This window comes from Sphingomonas sp. KRR8 (genome assembly GCF_023559245.1).
Lineage (GTDB): Bacteria > Pseudomonadota > Alphaproteobacteria > Sphingomonadales > Sphingomonadaceae > Sphingomicrobium.
In genome coordinates, this window is record NZ_CP097462.1 from 1,852,556 (window position 1) to 1,870,845 (window position 18,290).

Genomic DNA, 18,290 nt, shown 5'->3' on the forward strand with positions numbered 1-18,290 from the left:
AAAAATTCCGCTCAATCGTGCCGGACCTTCAGCATTTGCTCGACCCGGACCAGCTTTTCGCGCGGCGCCCCGGCGCGGGCGGCGGCCACCTCGGCGGCCTCGATCTTCTGCCAGTCGTGAAATTCGACCGGGTCGCAACCGCGAAGTTTCAGGATCGCGTCCAGGCCCTCCCCGCCCCGCCGGCCACTGTCGGCGCCATCTGCCGGAAACAGCGCGGCGATCTGCTCCGCCACTTCGTAACCGTCGGGCCGGTTGGTGCCGATGGTGCCGGTTGGTCCCCGCCGCGCCCAGCCGACGGCGTAGAGCCGGTCAGCGATACGTCCGCCCTCGTTGGGGAAGCGCCCCAGGCGATCGTCATAGGGGACGCCGGGGATCGCGGGGGTCGCATAGCCGATGCAGCTCACCACCAGCGAACAGGGGATGAGGTAGGTCTCACCCGTGCCCTCGGCGGTGCCGTCCGGCTGAAGCGCGGTGCGTTCGACCACCAGCCGCTCGGCCCGGCCGTGACCCTCGACGGCCAGTGGCCTGGCGAAGAAGTCGAACAGGATCCGCTTGGGCTTGGCCGTATCCGCCGCCGCCGCGAAGTCGCGGAGGTGGCCGACCGACTTGCGCTGGCCAGGATCGAGGGCCGCGTCCGTGTCGACCGGCGGCAGGTCGGCGGGCTCCACCACGGGTTGCGCGTCGGCGAGGTGGCCGAGCTCGCCAAGCTCCTTGGGAGTCATCGCGATCTGTTGCGGCCCGCGCCGGCCCAGGATGCTGATGGTTCGGATGGCGCTCTGCCCCAGCGCCTCGAAGGCGTGGGAAACGATGTCCGAACCGACGAATTCGGCGGGCGTCTTGGAAAGGATGCGCGCGACATCCAGCGCGACATTGCCGTTGCCGATGATCGCCGCCGCGGCGCCATCCAGCGGCGGATCAAGGTCGGCGAAGTCGGGGTGGCCATTGTACCAGCCGACGAACGCCGCCGAGCCAAGCACGCCGGGCAGGTCGTCGCCCGGAATCCCGAGCCGGCGGTCATGCGGCGCGCCGGTCGCCAGCACCACGGCGTCGTAGAGGGAAAGCATCTCCTCGATCGAGACGTCCGCTCCCAGGTGCACATTGCCGAGGAAGCGAGCGCCCTCTTCCAGCGCCACCTTCTCGTAGCGCTTGGCCACCGCCTTGATCGACTGGTGGTCGGGCGCAACGCCGAACCGGATCAGGCCGTAAGGCACCGGCAGCCGGTCGAGAATGTCGATCCGCGCCTGATCGCCATAGGCCTTGAGCAGCGCCTCGGCGGTGTAGAAGCCGGCGGGTCCGGAGCCGATCACGGCGAAATGGCGCATGGTTGAGGCCTCCTGTCGGGCGGAGGCTAACGGGTTCGAAAGGCGAAGGCGAGGGCCGGTCCGAAGGGTACCTACTTCCTCCGGTCCTCCAGCAGCAGATCGCTGCCCTTGGCCTTCAATGCCGCCTCGATCGGCCGCGCGAACATGCCGAGCAGTCCGGGCAGGGCGATGACGCAGCGGACCAGCTTCTCCTCCACGTCGATCTTGGCATCGACGCTCTGGCCCATGGCCCCTACCGTCATGTCGAGGCGGCTGCCGACCCAATTGCTGGTGACCTCCGCCCCGCCCGGGATGTAACCCTGCAGCTTGTGGATGTTGGCGGCGATGCGCCGCTGCGCCTCCTCGCGGCCGAGGGTGTGGGGCAGGTCGACATGGATGGGCTGGCTCATTCCTGCGACGTGCGTCCGCGCTAATCACTTTTCAAGCGGCGCTGGTGCTTTAGGCTGACCCTATGCCCCTGGCCGTCATGTTGCTTGCCCTTGCCCAGCCCACCACCGCCGTGGTGACCGCGCCGCCGTTCCAGGTCGGTCCCTCGATCTGGAACCCGACGGGGGACTATGTGATCGCCGGCCAGGATGAGCCCGGTTACCGGCGCTGGGTGATGGGGCAAAGCTGGCGGCCGGGCCTGGTCTCCAGCTTCCACCGCTACCTGATGGACAATCAGGTCGCCTTCGTGGTGCCGACCTGGCAACTGCTGCGCACCGCCAGCGACTGGGCCCGGTGCGGGGCCGATCCGTTCGAAGTGCCGCCGGTCAGTGACTGGCCCAACGTCGTCCAGACCCTTCGCTTCGTCCGCGACTATGTCGTCCCCGCCGTGGGCCGGGTGGAGCCGGTCAGCGCCTATCGCAACCCGATCCTCAACCAGTGCGCCGGCGGCGCGCGCGAAAGCGTGCACATGACCATGTCGGCGATCGACCTGGTGCCGCTGGTCCCCATCGACCGCGGGGTCCTGATGAGCAGGCTGTGCGCGGCCCATGCAATCAATGGCCCGCGCTACAATGTCGGCCTTGGCTTCTACGCCAAGCTGCGCTTCCACGTGGACAGCTGGAAATATCGCACGTGGGGCCGCAACGATGGCGGCAGCCTCGCCTGTCCCTCGCCCGTGGTGCGAATGGCGCCGCCGGCCGCGCCACCAACAACCGCTCCGGCCAGCGACCCGCTGGGCACCACGCCGCAGCCCGACCCACTGGCACCGCGCTGAGATCACCCTTGTGTTGCTGATTGGCAACACTACCTTACACCTATCGTAGGGGACAGCAGCTTCATGGATTTCGAGAAACTCACCGACCGCGCCAAGGGCTTCGTGCAGGCGGCGCAGACGATTGCCGTGCGGGAACACCACCAGCGGATCACGCCCGGGCATCTGCTCAAGGCACTGCTCGACGATGAGCAGGGGCTGGCCGCCGGACTGATCAATGCCGCCGGCGGCGACGCCAAGGCCGCCCAGCGGGAGGCCGATGCGCTGGTCGCCAAGGTGCCCGCCGTCACCGGAACGGGCGCGACCTCCGCGCCCGCGCTCGACGGCGACGTGATCCGCCTGATGGACCAGGCCGAGCAGGTCGCGAAGAAGGCGGGCGACAGCTATGTCACCGTGCAGCGGATCCTGCTGGCGATGGCGCTGGCCAAGGGCACGGACGTGGCTACCGCGCTGGAGCGGGCGGGCGTCCGGCCGCTGGCGCTCAACGCCGCCATCGACAAGCTCCAGGGTGGCCGCACCGCCGACACGCAGGGTGCCGAGGACCGGCTGGACGCGTTGAAGAAGTTCGCCCGTGACCTCACCCAGGCCGCGCGCGACGGCAAGCTGGACCCGGTCATCGGCCGCGACGAGGAAATCCGCCGCACCATCCAGGTGCTGGCCCGCCGGACCAAGAACAATCCGGTGCTGATCGGCGAACCCGGCGTCGGCAAGACCGCCATCGTCGAAGGGCTCGCCATTCGGATGATGAACGGCGACGTGCCCGATGGCCTCAAGGACCGCCGGCTGCTCAGCCTCGACATGGGTTCGCTGATCGCCGGCGCGAAGTATCGCGGTGAGTTCGAGGAACGCCTCAAGGGCGTGCTCGACGAGGTGAAGGCCGCAGCGGGCGAGATCATCCTGTTCATCGACGAAATGCACACGCTGGTGGGAGCCGGGAAGAGCGAAGGCGCGATGGACGCCTCCAACCTCCTCAAGCCGGCCCTTGCCCGCGGTGAGCTTCACTGCATCGGTGCCACCACGCTCGATGAATATCGCAAGCACGTCGAGAAGGACCCGGCGCTGGAGCGCCGCTTCCAGCCGGTGTTCGTGGGCGAGCCGACGGTCGAGGACACCATCTCCATCCTGCGCGGGCTGAAGGAGAAATATGAGCTTCACCACGGCATCACGATCACCGACCCGGCGATCGTGGCGGCGGCGACGCTCAGCAACCGCTACATCTCCGACCGCTTCCTGCCGGACAAGGCGATCGACCTGATGGACGAGGCTGCGAGCCGGATCCGGATGGAGGTCGAGAGCAAGCCGGAGGAGATCGAGAATCTCGACCGGCGGATCATGCAGCTCAAGATCGAGCGCGAGGCGCTGAAGCGGGAAAAGGACGCGGCGTCGCGCGACCGGCTCGGCAACCTGGAAACCGAACTCGGCAACCTGGAACAGCAGTCGGCCGAACTGACCCAGCGCTGGCACGCGGAGAAGGAGAAGATCGCCGCCGCTTCCAAGGTGCAGGAACAGCTCGACGCCGCCCGGCTGGAGCTGGAGCAGGCCCAGCGCGGGGGCGACCTCGCCAAGGCCGGCGAGCTTGCCTACGGGCGCATCCCGGCCCTGGAAAAGCAGCTGGAGGAGGCGCGCACCGCCACCCAGCACGCCATGCTGCGGGAGGAAGTCACCGACCAGGACATCGCCGCCGTGGTCAGCCGCTGGACCGGGGTTCCGGTCGAGCGGATGATGGAAGGCGAACGCGACAAATTGCTGCAGATGGAGCAGCTGATCGGCAAGCGCGTGATCGGCCAGGACCAGGCGGTGAAGGCCGTCTCCACCGCTGTCCGCCGCGCCCGCGCAGGGCTTCAGGACCCCAATCGTCCGCTGGGCAGCTTCCTGTTCCTGGGTCCGACCGGCGTCGGCAAGACCGAGCTGACCAAGGCGCTGGCCGAATTCCTGTTCGACGATCCCACCGCGATGGTCCGCATCGACATGAGCGAGTTCATGGAGAAGCATGCCGTCGCCCGGCTGATCGGCGCTCCTCCCGGCTATGTCGGCTATGAGGAAGGTGGTGTGCTGACCGAAGCGGTTCGCCGCCGGCCCTATCAGGTCGTGCTGTTCGACGAGGTGGAGAAGGCGCACGGCGACGTGTTCAACGTTCTGCTCCAGGTGCTTGACGACGGGCGGCTGACCGACGGGCAGGGCCGCACGGTCGACTTCACCAACACGATCATCATCCTGACGTCGAACCTCGGCAGCCAGTATCTCGCCGCCCTTGCGGACGACGAGTCGGTGGAAAAGGCCGAGCCGCAGGTGATGGACGTGGTCCGCAGTCATTTCCGGCCCGAGTTCCTCAATCGCCTCGACGAGATCATCCTGTTCCATCGGCTGTCGGCGGCGAACATGGCGCCGATCGTCGACATTCAGGTCGACCGGCTCCGCAAGCTGCTGACCGATCGCAAGATCAAGCTGGAGCTGACCGACGCGGCACGGGCCTGGCTGGCGCGGGTGGGCTACGATCCGACGTACGGAGCGCGGCCGCTCAAGCGCGCGGTCCAGCGCTATCTGCAGGACCCGCTGGCCGACCTCATCCTCAGGGGCGATGTCCGCGACGGTTCAACGGTACGCGCGGACGAAGACGACGGCGGACTAAAGCTGGAGCCGGTGGCCGAGCCGCAGCCGGCCTGACGTCCCTAGGGCTGGTCGCCGAACAACCTCTGGAGATTGGCCTGAACGACCTGCAGCCGGGCGTAATTGTCCGGCTGCATGGTCAGGCCCTCCAGCGCTGCAACCTCGTTCAGCTCAAACAGCAGCTCGCGCTTGGCCGGCTCGGCGACACGGCTCTGGATGAAGGTGATCGCCACCAGCCGCTCACCCCGCGTGACGGGCTCCACCTCATGCAGCATGGTCGACGGGTAGAGGATGGCCTGGCCCGGCGGCAGGCGGAAGCGAATGTCCTGATCGCCCGAGCGGACGTGCAGCGCGCCCCCGTCGTAGCTGTCGAGATCGCTGAGGAAGATGGTGCAGCTGATGTCGCTGCGCAGGGTGCCGCCGGGCAGCTCCAGATAGGCGGCGTCGGCATGCATCCCGTAGTGCATGCCCGGTCCGTACCGGGTCAGCAGCGGCGGGGCGAGCTGCGCAGGAAAGCAGAATTCGCGGAATTCGGCGCTGCGCAGCATCGCGTCGCGCAGCAGGCTGGCGCTGCGCTGGTAAGCCTGCCCGTCATGCAACTGGAGGTTCTGCTTGGCCCGATTATGCGGATTGCTGATCCGTCCTTCGACAAAGCTTCCAGCGGCCGCGATCCGGCGGCACTCGGCCACCTCGTCGGCCGTCAGCAACTGAAGCACCCGGTACATCGCTTATCCGCCCCGCTCTCGATGTCGCCGGTGGCTGCTCAATTTCCTTTGGTCGGACGGTTCTGCTGCTGGAGGTCCACCTCGGTCCGGGCCTGACGCCGGCGCTCCGCCCATTCGGCGCGGGTGGCGCAGACCTTGTGGCCCTTGAGCCGCGAGCCGAGCTCTTCCTGAACCTCGCAGATGACTTCATTCGGATCCTTGCCAGCGACCCGATCGACCGACTCCCTCGTCGCCGATGCGGTCGGCCCGGTGAGTGCCGGATCGGCGCCGAAGATCATAAGGAGGGCAAGTCCAATCATCGTCATACTCCCTAGACACAAAGCGAGACGGATGGTGCTTCAGTCCGCCGTTCGAGGCAACGCCTTTTCGACGGGCGTCAAAGGCCGCCTGCAGCGCCCCCTTCGGAGGCGATCAGGGCCGCGACGGCCTTCCGTTCGGCAGCGGACAGGTCGGGGTGCCAGACGTCGAAGATCAGCACGATGCGCAAGTCGTCGCTCGGGTTCATCGCTTCATGCTCGATGGTGTCGTCGAACACGAAGGCGCGGCCGCGTTCCCACAAACGCGTCTCCGCCCCGACCCGGAACCAGCAGCCCGGAGGGACCACCAGCGGCAAGTGGCAGACCAGCCGCGCGTTGTTGTAGCCGACATGGGCGGGAATGGCCGTATGCGGCGCCAGCAGCGAGAACATGGCGTTGGGCGAGGCACCCTCGATGTGCGGCTGGCCGAACCGCTCCAGCAGCGCCAGCGTTTGGGGGCAGTGGCGGGCATTGCTCTCGATCCGCTCGCCGTTGCGGAACAGGTGAATCGCGGTCCAGTCGCGATTCCAGTTGAGCGACCGCCACTGGTCGAGTGGTTCATGCGCCGCATATTGAATGTAGGGCACCAGCTCCGCGCGCTCGGCGGTGAGCACCGTCTGAAGTTCGTCGGCGATGGTCTCGGTCGCCGCCTCAAGCTCGGCCAGCCACGGGAAACGTGACCGCGGATGATATTCCCGCTCGGTGATACCGGGGTAGCTGAAGTGCGTCGGCGTCGAGTGGAACGGCCGTGTCTTGCGCAGCGTGTTGGAACGGAAGCGGGCGATACGCACCTGCTCATCCTCACCCGCTTCCGCTTCGACCTGGGCCGTCGCCGACGCGAGCCGGGCTTCACGGTCGGCCAGCCAGCGCGCATGCACCTCCTCCCCCTGGCGGAGCGCGGTCGCGAGCGGGGGCGCAAGGTCCCCCTCGGGCTTCTGCGAGATGGCCGCCGCCCACGCTTCACCAGCGGCCGGATCCTCCTGGGTGGTGAGGATCGACGCCTTGAGCAGCAGCGCCGTGAAATCGAGCGGGCTTTGTTCGAGCGCCTTGTGCACCGCCGCCAGCGCGACCAGCGGCTTGCGCAGCGCGCGGCTGACCGCCGCGAATTTCAGCCACAGCGCCGGGTCGTTCCCGACCATCTCGGCCGCCCGGCCAAGCAGCTGGTGCGCGCGGACAAGATTACCCGTTGCCGCTGCCCGGTCCGCTTCAGCGGTAAGGGCGGCGGCGTCCTGGCTCATGGCTCGACCGAGTATCCGAACTTGTCGGCCCAGGGGCGGATCACCGGGATGATCGGCGCCAGCTGCCGCGCATAGCGATGCCAGCGCCCCTTGGAGCGGGTGTAGATCGGCTCGACCACCTGGGCATAGCTGGCAGTGCTGATATGGCCCCGGCTGCTCGCCGTCTTCTGATGGTCCAGCAGTTCATCCTGCCAGGACAGACCAAGCCATTCGACCAGTGGGCGAAGCTGCGCCGCCGGATCGTCGACCATCTGTTCGTAGACCATGGTGTGGACCGGCGGGCTGAACACCGCCCGGCTCTTCTCCCACGTCGAGAAGGTGAGGTCGTACGTCTCCGCGGCCAGTTCGGGGACGAGGAAATTTGCCATCCCGTGGTTCGGGCGGAAATTGGTCGTCAGGCAGCTCAGCAGAACGTCCAGCGGATGGCGCAGCGCCAGGATGAAGCGGGCGTCGGGGAACAGGCGAAGGATCGCCGGCACCTTGTTGAGGTGCAGCGGCTGCTTGTCGATCAGCAGCGTGCCCGGTCGAAGCGGAGCGACGCTGTTCGCCCGCTCGAAATAGGTGTCACGCGCCTTGGCGACCTGCTCCCGGGTCACGGTCGGGAACGCGGCCGGTCCTCCGAGCTGCTCCTCGATCTCGGCGATGAACGGCTCTTCCTCAAGCACCTGCACCCCCGGATGGCCCATCAGGATGGTGTCGAGCAACGTCGTGCCGGAGCGCGGAAAGCCCACCAGGAAGGCCGGCGTCGGCCGATCGAGCGGGAGGTCGTGGCGGGTCCAACTCGCGGCCCATTCCGGCGTGAGCAGGTCGCTCATCGTCCGAACCTGCGCACGGTACAGGGCCGCCCGGTCGAGCGGCTTGCCTGGATCATCGATCCAATACTGGTTCATTTCCATGAACGAGTCCCACGCCTCGTCCGTCCGGCCAAGACGATCGAGCAGCTGGCCGCGGACGTGCGCGCGCCGCCCAGGCAGAACGGTCTCCGCCGATCCGTCGAGCGCGGTCAGGGCCTCCTCGAAGCGGCCCTCGCGCTTGCGCTTGAGAGCTTCGACGAAGCCGATCTCCGGCTCCGGTGCCCCGGCGGACCGAGCCTTCTCCAGCAGGGCGTCGAGCTCCCCTTCTCGGTTGGTGCGCTCCAGCAGCGAGCCGAGACCCTGATAGGCGGCGAACAGGGTGGGCTGGTGGGCAATCACCCGGTCGTACAGGCGCTCCGCCTCGTCGAACTGGTTGCGGAAACCATACTCCTGGGCAAGGTCGGCGGTCAGCGCCATGTCCGCAGGATCGCGCGCCACCGCATTGCGCAGGGCCGAAAGGCTCGGCTCTTCATGCCCGGCTAGCTTGTAGAGATTGTAGAGGCTGGTCCACGGCTTGGGATCGTCGGGGAAATGCTCGGTCATGGCGAGCAGGACCCGTTCGGCTTCAGCACCGTCACCGCTGTCGATCAGCACCTCGGAGAGGTTGAGCTGGATCGGCGCGGAATCAGGAACCAGCGTGAGGGCCTGGCGGAGCGCGGCGATCGCGGCTTCATGCTCGCCTAGCGCGTTGAGCGAGGTTCCAAGGTTGTTCCAGCTCGACCAGTCCGCTGGATCGGCGGCGACGACCTTGGAGTAGGCGTCGCGCGCCTCGGTGAAGCGGTTGAGCTGCTGCGCGGCATGGCCACGATAGCGCCACAACCGAAGGCTCGGGTCGGCGGCGGCCCGCTCGGCCGGAACCGCATCGAGCAATTCGGCGAAGCGCCCCTGGGTGCTCAGCGCCTCGGCAAGGTTGCCGCGAACGGTGAGATCGTCCGGACGGGCGGAGAGAGTCTGATGCAGGTGCTCGGCCGCCCGGTCGAAATCGCCGATCCGCAGCGCGACCGTGCCGACCAGCGCATGCAGGACTGGGTCCGACCGCTGCCCAAGCGCGGCTTCGCCGGCGGCGATCGCGTCCTGGTAGCGACCCTGGCGGACAAGAGTGGCGGCTTGCTGCAGCGCCTGATCGGAGAGGGTAGCGGTGGTCATCAGCTCGATCAGAGATTGGCGGTTTCGCCAGCGAACACAAGGGAAAGGATCGGCAACGAAAAAGGGCGGTGGTTCTCGCGAACCAACCGCCCTTCTCGCGTCAGTGAAGCGACGACTTAGAAGTCGATCGTCACACCGGCGTAGAGGTACCGGCCGAGCGGATCGTAGGTGCCCGGGTAGGTATTGCCGCTGCAGAACACGCTGGCGCAGGCGCTGCCCCCGAAGGTGCCCGAGCCGGAGGTGACCAGCGGCGGATCCTTGTCGAGGAAGTTGTTCACGCCGAGACGCAGGTTGTAGCCACGCTGGACGTTCGCCGTGAGGGCGAGGTCGAAGTAGCTCTGCGCACCGATGTGCGAGTTGAAGTTGTAGAAGTTGCCAGCGAGCGTCGAGCTCGAGTTCTTATACTCGATGTCGACCGCACCGAAGTAGCGCCACTGAGCCGAGATGCCGATGCCATTGCGCATCGTCCAGCTCAGGCGAGCCTTGTGACGCCAATCCGGACGCGGGCTGCCGCAGGTCGGACCATAGAAGCCGGCGCAGTCGTAAGCCTGCGTCAGGCCGTTATCGACGATGAAGTCCTTGGTGTAGGTACCCACCAGGCTCGCCGACAGGGTGCCGAGGCGACCGATCGGCTGCGAGTAGCTGCCGTTCACTTCGATGCCCGAGGTCTTCACGCCACCGACGTTGGTCGGCAGATCGCGGACGAAGCCGTCCGGGGTAAGCCAGAGCGAACCGTTGACCGGGTTGCGCTGGATGAGCGAGCAGACCGGCGAGACCGTGGTCGCCGTGGTGTTGGCGCTGCAGGCCGCCAGGATGGCGTCCGCACCATAGCCCTGGATCGCGTTCTTCACCTTGATGTTGAAGTAGTCGACCGTCAGCGCGGCGCGCGGCAGGAACCGCGGCTGCAGGACGACACCCAGCGTCTTGGTGGTGGCGCGTTCCGGGTTCAGGTTCGGGTTACCGCCGAGCAGGCCGTTATACTGGGCCGCCGGGTTGGCCGTCACCGTCTGGCCAACGCGCAGACCCTGCGCGAGACAGCCATAGTTGGTGGCCGCGATCGGCCCGCCGGTGCACGGGTCACTGGTGCCGTCGAGGCCGACGAACTGGGCAGCGAACAGCTCCTGAAGGTTCGGCGCACGAACCGCGCGGTTGTAGGCCGCACGGAAGCGGACGTCGCGGATCGGAGCGAACTCAACACCCAGCTTGTAGGTGTTGGTCTTGAACGACCGGTTCGAGCTCGTCTTGTAGGACGACCGACGATAGCCGCCGTTTAGCGACAGGTCGTAGAAGAAGCCCTTCTCGACAATCGGAACGTTGGCTTCGCCGAAGAACTCGGTGACGTGGAAGTTACCCGAGATCGGCAGCGTCGGCGCACCCTGGCCGGTGAGGTCACCGGTCTGGAAGGCGTTGTCCGTGTTCAGGTAGACCGACTCGTTCCGATATTCGGCACCGACGTTGACGCCGATCCCCGTCTCAGCCCACGGCGACCGGAGGCCATATTCACCGAGCAGGCCGGTGAAGTTGACGCTGGCCACCTGCTCCGACGTGGCGCCCTTTTGGAAGCCCGTCGCGGTCAGATAGTTGAGCGCCGCAGTGCTCGGCCCGGCACCGGTGAAGATGTCGTAGGGCGCGCAGTTCGGGTCGGTGCCGGTCAGGACCGAACGGCAGACCACCTGGCCAGTCGCCGGGTTCGTCACCGCATCCAGCGCATTGCGCAGACGGGAAGCGGAGAACTCGTTCGAATAGACCTGGCTGTAGTTGGTGCGGCCATACTGGAAGTAGGCGTCGTACGACCACGCCTTGCTCAGGTCGCCGCGGGTGCCGAGCACGCCACGGAACGACGTGTGCTGCAGGTCGCTCTGACGCGGACCGCCTTCGACGTTACGACGAAGCAGCTGCAGGAAGGCCTGGTTGTAGGTCGGGTTCAGCGCACCAACCACCGGGTTGATGAAGTTGATCGGAGCAGCACCCGGGGTGACCGTGTTGGTGCCGGCGACCAGCGGGAAGTTGCCGAGGAACCCGGTGATCAGGTTGCCGCTGTTGCAGAGCTGGCTGCGCTGATTGGCCGACAGCAGCGGGTTGTCGCAGTTGATCGTCAGCGTGTTGCCGAAGTCACCCGACGGGGCGATCTGAGCAACCGTACGGTCGTCCATGAACATGAACTCGAGGTACGGCTTCACGGCCGGCGCAATCTCGTAGTTCGCGAACACGCCCGCGGTGTAACGCTCGTCCGGCCGCTGGAAGTAGTTGGTCGGAGCGAAGTTGTAGCGGGTCGTGGCACCCTGATTCAGCACACCGGGGCCGAACGTCCCGACGGTCGACGATGACGTCGTCGACGGGAAGTAGACGGCCGTGCCCGGGTAGCTGGTCAGCGAGCCGCCGCACTGCAGCGGAGCCGCCGGGTCGAGACGACGCGGGTTGCTCAGCGCGTTGCCACCGTTCTGGATTGTGCAGGCGCTGTAGTCGCGACGCGACTGCAGGACCGGGTTGGCCTTGCGGTAACCGAAATAGGCCAGCGCGTGGCCACGGTTGTCATCGAAGCCGGTACCGATCGAGACGGTGCCGTCGAAGGTGCCGCCGTCGGCGACGCTGCCCTTCGGATACTGGTAGCCCGGCAGGGTCCGCGCACGGGCGTCGAGCAGCGGCGGCGTAACCTTCGAGCCATTGTTGTGCTGGTAAAGGCTGTACTGGCCGTCGAAGCGGATACCGGTGAAGTTGGTATCCATGATGAAGTTGACGACGCCGGCGACCGCGTCGGCACCGTAGGTCGACGAGGCACCACCGGTCAGCACTTCGACGCGCTTGATGATCGAGGACGGGATGAAGTTAAGATCGGCGGTCGACGAGCCCGGGTCACCCGGGGTCAGGCGGCGGCCGTTCACCAGCACCAGGGTACGGGTGGAGCCGAGGCCGCGAAGGTCGACGGTGGCAGTGCCGGTCGCGCCGTTGGCGAGGGTCGACGACTGCGCCGCGAACACGGACGGCAGCGAGTTGAGCAGGTCCTCAACCTTGGTGACGCCCTGGAGCTTGATGTCCTGATTGGTGACAACGGTCACCGGGGCGGTCGACTCAAGGTTCGGCTGCGGAATACGGGTGCCGGTGACGACGACGTCCTGGCCCGACTCGACAGTCTTGCCGGTGGCCGAGGTGGTCGGGGTCGGCTGCGCTTCGGCAGGGCCGGTCGGGTTCGACACGTTGCTTCCGCCCGTGTCGGTGCCCGGAGCGGGCTGGGTCTGGGCGGAGGCCGGCGTGGCGATCAGGCTGGCGCCGACCAGCAGCGTGGTGCCGAGCAGTCGCTGGCGATAATCGAACTTCATCATGTTTCCCCTTCGCTTTCGAGGCCCCGGCAGGAAGCGGGCGCGACGACGTGCGGACGGCGGCAATCACAGCATTGCCGACTGGTTGCGTCCTATGCGAAGCAAATCCTAAGAGGCAATTCGAGCAGTGGGGCTTGGCACCGATGATGGTCATGGTGTCACATCTTTGCCACAGAGGTTCAGGGCTCGGCTGAGCGGCATTTCGGAAGTAATCACAAGCTGTTGGGGGAGGGATGATGCGCCAAGGTTACATGATGGCCATGTTGATGGCGGCGGGTGCGATTGCTGCTCCAGCGGCGGCGGCCAAGCCAGCAGCGCCACCCGCAACGCCTCCGGCCCAAGTTCAAAAGCTGTTAGCTTGTCGGAGCTTAACCGATAGTGTGCAGCGGCTGGCCTGCTTCGATCGTGAAACCAGTGCGATGGCGGACGGCATCGCCCGCCGCGACCTCGTCGTCGTCGATCGGGAGCTGGTTCGCTCCACCCGCCGTTCGCTATTCGGGCTCACCCTGCCCCGCATCGGCATCCTCGATGACGACCAGTCGACGGAGGTGAAGCAGCTCGACGGGGTGATCGCGGGCGTCGGCCGCAACAGCGATGGCGGCTATGTCTTCGTGCTTCAGGATGACGGTCGCTGGAGCCAGATCGACAGCAACGTGATCGCCGTCGAGCCGCGCCCCGGCGACAAGGTGGTCATCCGCCGCGCCACGATGGGCAGCTTCATGCTGAGCGTCGACCGCCAGCCGGCGGTGCGGGTCAAGCGCATCCAGTAAACAAACCCAATGAACGCCACCGACCCGGCCAGCGCCGCCGCGCGGGGGCTGGCGCTGCTCGGCGGCGGCCGCGAAGACGAAGCGGTCGAGCTGTTGACCACGGCGGTGGACCGCTGGCCAGACGACGCGGCCTGCTGGCAGGGTCTGGCACTGTCCCACCGCGCCGCCGAACAGCTTGCCCCCGCCGTCGCCGCCATGGCCCGGGCCGCCGCGCTCGCTCCCGCCGATGCGCGCATTCAGCAGGGACTGGCGCAGTGCCGCTACGAAGCGGGCCTGCGGTCCCGTCCCGATTTCGAGCGGGCGCTGGCGCTCGCCCCCGGGGATGACGCCGTTGCGCAGGGGCTGGTGGCCGCGGTCGCAGCGGAAGACGGACCGGGCGCGGCGCTGGCGCTGGCCAAGGGGCGCCTGTCCGATCGGCCTGACTGGCTGGCCGGCTACTGGCTGGTCAGCCGCCTGACCGCCACTGCCGGACTGGATGGGGCGCCCGACGCCGCCATCGCAGCGGCGGTCGGGCATCGACCGGCCGACCTGGCCCTGTGGCAACAATGGCTGGCGGTGGCCATGCAATCCAAGAGCTGGCCGCGCGCGCTTGACGTGGTCCGCTCGGCCCGGCAGCGGTTCCCCGGCGACACCGCACTGGCCTGGAACGAGGCGGGCATCCTCAGCGAACTGGGGGAGACTGCGGCCGCCGATGCCCTGTTCCGCTCCTTCGGCCCGCTGCCCGACCTGGCCAGCGCCATCTTCATCTGCCGCCACTGGCTGCGGACCGGGCAGCCGGAGCAGGTCCTGCAGCTACACTCCATGCTGGACGGCCCGGCCGGCGCCGAGGCCCTCTATCCTTACTTCGGGCTTGCCTGGCGGTTGCTCGGCGACCCTCGCGCGACATGGCTCGAGCCGCCTGAGCTGGTCGGCGTCTATGACCTTGGTGAGCAGCTGCCGCCGCTCGAGGAGCTGGCAGCCTTCCTGCGCGGTCTTCACCGGCAGGTCCGGCAACCGCTGGAGCAGTCGGTCCGCGGCGGCACGCAGACCGACGCGCACCTGCTCCTGCGGGCCGACCCGATCGTGCAGCAGTTGCGGCAGGCACTGGTCGGCGCGGTGGAGCGGCACCGGGCACAGCTGCCCGCGATCGACCCGGCGCACCCACAGCTACGGCATGCGCGGCACCGTCCGATCCGTTTTGCCGGAAGCTGGTCGGTACGGCTGGCGGGAGGCGGTTTCCACGAGGAGCATGTCCACCCGGAAGGGTGGTTCAGCTCGGCGCTTTACGTGGCGCTACCGGAAAGCCTCGGACAGGACGGACAGGCGGGCTGGCTGACGCTCGGGCAACCGCAGCAGTCGCTGGGGCTGGCGCTAGGGCCGACGCGGGTCATCGAACCGCGTCCGGGGCGGCTGGTCCTGTTTCCCTCGACCATGTGGCACGGCACGGTGCCCTTCACGTCTGGCGAGCGCCTGACGGTCGCCTTCGACGTGGCGGTACCCCGGGGCTAGCGCCCCTTGGCGCGATCCTCCGCGGCGAGGCTGGCGGCGGCGTCGGCATAGGCCTCCTGCCGCGCAACGCTCCAGTAGCGCAGATTGTCGAGCGGAATGCGCGCGCCGGTGACCGCGCATTTCACATGATCGCCGTCGGAGAGGACTCGAAAGGTGCCGGCGAGATAGTGGATGCGGGCCTCGCGGCCGCCGCCTTGCATGAGCATCGTAGGTCCTAGTCCTCGCCGTCGAACAATCCGGGCTGGGGGGTCACATAGGAAGAGCGCGCCTTCCGCTCAACCTTGCGCGGGGGTGGAGAGGGAGAGGCGGTGGCGTCGTCGGACGTGACCACGTCCACCGTGCCATCACCGAAGCGCAGGGTCAGCGCCCCCGCTGCTTGCGCTTGCGAGGCGTGGATCAGCGTGTGCCCCGACCGGTCCGTCACCCGCGCGAAGCCGCGTGACAGCGGGCGGTCGGGGTGAACCAGCTCGGCAGTCTTCCAAACGGCCGCGAGCTTGTCCGACAGGCGCTCGATCCGGCTGTCGAGCAGGCTCCGGCGAAGCAAGGGCGTTACCCGGTTCATCGCCGCCTCGGCCTTGTGGGTGCGCGCGGCGAGCGCGCGCGGCAGCCGGTCGCCAATCTCATCCAGCCGCTGGCGCCTAGGACCAAGCAGCGCAGCGGGCTCGGGCCAGCGGCAGGAGGTCAGCGCCAGCCGCTCGCGCGCGTCGTCCGCCCGCTTCATCAGGCAGCGCCGCTTGCGGGCCATCAGTTCATCCAGCTGCGCCGCCAGCTCGGCCCGGACCGGCACGGCCAGCTCGGCCGCGGCGGTGGGCGTGGGCGCGCGCAGGTCGGCGGCATGGTCGATCAGCGTGGTGTCGGTCTCATGGCCGACCGCGCTGATCAGCGGGATCGGCGATTCGGCCGCGGCGCGGACCACCTCTTCCTCGTTGAAGGCCCACAGGTCCTCAATCGAGCCGCCACCCCGCGCGACGATCAGCAGGTCCGGTGGAGTGTCCAGCCTGGCGAAGCCGCGGATGGCGGCGGCGACCTTGGCCGCCGCCCCCTCTCCCTGCACCGGCACCGGCCAGAGAATGACGTGGGTCGGGCAGCGATCGGCCAGCCGGTGGAGAATATCGCGAATGACCGCGCCGGTCGGGCTGGTGACTACCCCAATGGTGCGCGGAAGGAACGGCAGCCGACGCTTGCGAGTGGCGTCGAATAGTCCCTCGGCGGCCAGCGCCCGGCGACGCTTGTCGAGCAGGGCCATCAGTGCGCCTTCGCCGGCCAGCTCCATCCGGTCGACGACGATCTGATATTTCGACCGGCCGGGGTAGGTCGTCATCTTGCCGGTTGCGATGACCTCGGCCCCGTCCTCGGGGCGGAAAGCCAGCGTTCCGGCCGAGGTCCGCCAGATCACCGCATCGATGCACGCGGCGTCGTCCTTCAGGGTGAAATAGCAGTGGCCGGAACTGTGCCGCTTCCACCCGCTGATCTCACCGCGCACCCGCACCCGGCCAAAGCCGCTCTCCACCGCGCGCTTCACCGCGCCGGCCAGCTCGCCGACCGTCATCGGGGGCGAATTGTCGCCGGGGGCTTGCTGGGCTAGGAGGCCTGCGGTGACGGGGTCCATCGACATTCTTCTGCTGGGTTCGGGCGGACGCGAGGATGCGCTTGCGTGGGCAATGCGGCAAAGCCCCAGCTGCGGCAAGCTGCTGGCGGCACCGGGTAATCCCGGCATCGCCCGCTGGGCCGACTGCGTCGCGATCGATCCCACCGACCCGGATATGGTGGTCTCTTTGGCCAAGCGCGAGGGCATCGGCCTGATCGTGGTCGGACCCGAGGCGCCGCTCGTCGCCGGAGTCGCCGACGCCTGCCGTGCCGCGGGCATTCCCGTGTTCGGGCCCAACGCCGCCGCCGCCGCTCTGGAGGGCAGCAAGGGCTTCACCAAGGACCTGTGCGCGAGCGAGGGCATCCCGACCGCCGATTATGTCCGCACCGATCGGATGACCGAGGCGCTGGACGCGCTCGACCGCTTTGGCCTGCCGGTCGTGGTCAAGGCCGACGGCCTCGCCGCCGGCAAGGGCGTCACCGTCGCCTTCAGCCGCGACGATGCCGAGGCCGCCATCCGCGTGGCCGGCGACGGGCCGCTGGTGATCGAGGAATTCCTCGACGGCGAGGAAGCCAGCCTGTTTGCGCTGGTCGACGGCGACACCGCCATTTTCCTGGCCAGCGCGCAGGACCACAAGCGCGTCGGCGAAGGCGACACCGGCCCCAATACCGGCGGCATGGGGGCCTATTCTCCCGCCCGTGTGCTGACCCCCGAACTGGAGGAAGCGGCAATGGACCTGATCGTCCGTCCGACCGCTCGCGCCATGGCCGAGCGGGGAACGCCCTTCAGCGGGGTGCTTTATGCTGGTCTGATGCTGACCGCCGACGGACCCAAGCTGATCGAATATAATGTCCGCTTCGGGGATCCGGAATGCGAGGTGATCATGCCGCGCATCGACGGCGACGTCGCCGCCCTGCTCCACGCGGTGGCCACCGGTCGCCTGGCCGAGATCGAGGCGCCGAGGCTCAAGGACTCGGTGGCGGCTACGGTAGTCATCGCCGCCGAGGGTTACCCCGGCACGCCGCGCAAGGGCGGGACGATCGACGGAATCGAAGCCGCCGAACGCGAGCACGGCGTTACCGTCTTCCACGCTGGCACGGCCCGCCACGGCTCGGGCGCGCTGCTTGCCACGGGCGGGCGGGTGCTGGCGGTGACCGCCATTGGCCGGACGCTGGCCGAGGCCCGCGCCCGTGCCTATCGCGGCGTCGATGCCATCGATTTCGCCGACGGCTTCCACCGCCGTGACATCGGCTGGCGCGAACTGGCGCGGACCAGCGCATGAGCAAGGTCCAGCCCCTCATCCTCGGCGCCGTGGCGACCCTGGCGGTCGCCGAACTCTTTCACGGCCCGCTAGGTGCGGCCGCGCGGCTCAAGGCCGACATCGAAGGTCATGCGCGGCGGCTTCTCGACGTCAACGACATGAGCCAGATCCAGGCGCACCTGGCCGAAACACCGATGAGCCGGACCCTGATCCTTTCGGGCCCGGCCGACGACTTCCAGCGGGGCCTGCTGGCCGAGGGAATGGCGGCGCTGCCCGGCGTCGCCAGGGTCGAGTGGGACCCGAACAGCCTGCCGGTGGAAACCAAGCTGCCGCCCGGACCGCCGCCCGAAAACGTGCTGGCGCCGCCCGTCGTCGCCATTCCGGACAAGAGCTGATGCCGTTGTTCCTCGAAGCCGCGCTGCTCGGGCTGGCCGGCTATGCCACTGGCCTCGGCGTCGCCTGGGTCGCGTACAAGATTTT

General features: G+C 67.9%; 15 protein-coding genes. 6 read left to right on the forward strand and 9 right to left on the reverse strand.

What is annotated here, in order from left to right; all coding sequences use genetic code 11:
• Nucleotides 1-11: 11 nt before the first annotated feature.
• Entirely contained in the window at nucleotides 12-1,322 is a 1,311-nt protein-coding gene (locus M8312_RS09305; RefSeq protein WP_250117428.1) for an FAD-dependent oxidoreductase, read from the reverse strand.
• 71 nt (nucleotides 1,323-1,393) lie between these two features.
• On the reverse strand, nucleotides 1,394-1,711 hold the full coding sequence (locus M8312_RS09310; RefSeq protein ID WP_250117429.1) for a polyhydroxyalkanoic acid system family protein: 318 nt from the start codon (nucleotides 1,709-1,711) through the stop codon (nucleotides 1,394-1,396).
• A 62-nt stretch (nucleotides 1,712-1,773) separates the two neighbouring features.
• On the opposite strand from M8312_RS09310, the gene M8312_RS09315 reads away from it, so the two are divergent.
• Both M8312_RS09315 and clpB read left to right on the forward strand, forming a co-directional pair.
• Nucleotides 1,774-2,523, forward strand: coding sequence for a M15 family metallopeptidase domain-containing protein (locus M8312_RS09315; protein ID WP_250117430.1), 750 nt, complete (start codon nucleotides 1,774-1,776; stop codon nucleotides 2,521-2,523).
• Nucleotides 2,524-2,586: 63 nt separating this feature from the next.
• Nucleotides 2,587-5,184, forward strand: coding sequence for an ATP-dependent chaperone ClpB (gene clpB / locus M8312_RS09320; RefSeq protein WP_250117431.1), 2,598 nt, complete (start codon nucleotides 2,587-2,589; stop codon nucleotides 5,182-5,184).
• A 5-nt stretch (nucleotides 5,185-5,189) separates the two neighbouring features.
• Here the strand turns inward: clpB and M8312_RS09325 are convergent, their stop codons facing one another.
• The 5 genes from M8312_RS09325 to M8312_RS09345 form a co-directional block, all read right to left on the reverse strand.
• Entirely contained in the window at nucleotides 5,190-5,852 is a 663-nt protein-coding gene (locus M8312_RS09325) for a Fe2+-dependent dioxygenase (protein ID WP_250117432.1), read from the reverse strand.
• 38 nt (nucleotides 5,853-5,890) lie between these two features.
• Nucleotides 5,891-6,151 carry a hypothetical protein gene (locus tag M8312_RS09330; RefSeq protein ID WP_250117433.1) on the reverse strand — a complete coding sequence of 87 codons (261 nt, stop codon included), beginning with the start codon at nucleotides 6,149-6,151 and terminating at the stop codon, nucleotides 5,891-5,893.
• A gap of 77 nt (nucleotides 6,152-6,228) precedes the next feature.
• The gene (locus M8312_RS09335) at nucleotides 6,229-7,386 is read right to left on the reverse strand and encodes an aspartyl/asparaginyl beta-hydroxylase domain-containing protein (RefSeq protein WP_250117434.1); all 1,158 of its coding nucleotides are present in this window, start codon (nucleotides 7,384-7,386) and stop codon (nucleotides 6,229-6,231) included.
• The gene (locus tag M8312_RS09340) at nucleotides 7,383-9,386 is read right to left on the reverse strand and encodes a tetratricopeptide repeat-containing sulfotransferase family protein (RefSeq protein WP_250117435.1); all 2,004 of its coding nucleotides are present in this window, start codon (nucleotides 9,384-9,386) and stop codon (nucleotides 7,383-7,385) included. The genes M8312_RS09335 and M8312_RS09340 overlap by 4 nt, the downstream gene beginning before the upstream one ends.
• Before the next feature lie 116 nt (nucleotides 9,387-9,502).
• Nucleotides 9,503-12,706, reverse strand: coding sequence for a TonB-dependent receptor domain-containing protein (locus M8312_RS09345; protein WP_250117436.1), 3,204 nt, complete (start codon nucleotides 12,704-12,706; stop codon nucleotides 9,503-9,505).
• 377 nt (nucleotides 12,707-13,083) lie between these two features.
• Here M8312_RS09345 and M8312_RS09350 point away from each other — a divergent pair, with 377 nt between their 5' ends.
• Entirely contained in the window at nucleotides 13,084-13,473 is a 390-nt protein-coding gene (locus tag M8312_RS09350) for a hypothetical protein (protein ID WP_250117437.1), read from the forward strand.
• 9 nt (nucleotides 13,474-13,482) lie between these two features.
• The gene (locus M8312_RS09355) at nucleotides 13,483-14,961 is read left to right on the forward strand and encodes a putative 2OG-Fe(II) oxygenase (RefSeq protein ID WP_250117438.1); all 1,479 of its coding nucleotides are present in this window, start codon (nucleotides 13,483-13,485) and stop codon (nucleotides 14,959-14,961) included.
• Here M8312_RS09355 and M8312_RS09360 read toward each other — a convergent pair.
• Both M8312_RS09360 and xseA read right to left on the reverse strand, forming a co-directional pair.
• Nucleotides 14,958-15,167, reverse strand: a complete 210-nt coding sequence (locus tag M8312_RS09360; protein ID WP_250117439.1) for a DUF2093 domain-containing protein — start codon at nucleotides 15,165-15,167, stop codon at nucleotides 14,958-14,960. The genes M8312_RS09355 and M8312_RS09360 overlap by 4 nt on opposite strands.
• Nucleotides 15,168-15,175: 8 nt before the next feature.
• Nucleotides 15,176-16,576 (reverse strand): exodeoxyribonuclease VII large subunit, encoded by a 1,401-nt coding sequence (xseA, locus tag M8312_RS09365; RefSeq protein ID WP_250117440.1) that lies wholly within the window; start codon nucleotides 16,574-16,576, stop codon nucleotides 15,176-15,178.
• Between xseA and purD the strand changes: the two genes are divergently transcribed.
• Both purD and M8312_RS09375 read left to right on the forward strand, forming a co-directional pair.
• The gene (gene purD / locus M8312_RS09370; protein ID WP_250119758.1) at nucleotides 16,569-17,831 is read left to right on the forward strand and encodes a phosphoribosylamine--glycine ligase; all 1,263 of its coding nucleotides are present in this window, start codon (nucleotides 16,569-16,571) and stop codon (nucleotides 17,829-17,831) included. The two genes, xseA and purD, sit on opposite strands and share 8 nt — an antisense overlap.
• Nucleotides 17,828-18,205, forward strand: coding sequence for a hypothetical protein (locus tag M8312_RS09375; RefSeq protein WP_250117441.1), 378 nt, complete (start codon nucleotides 17,828-17,830; stop codon nucleotides 18,203-18,205). The genes purD and M8312_RS09375 overlap by 4 nt, the downstream gene beginning before the upstream one ends.
• Nucleotides 18,206-18,290: the final 85 nt, after the last annotated feature.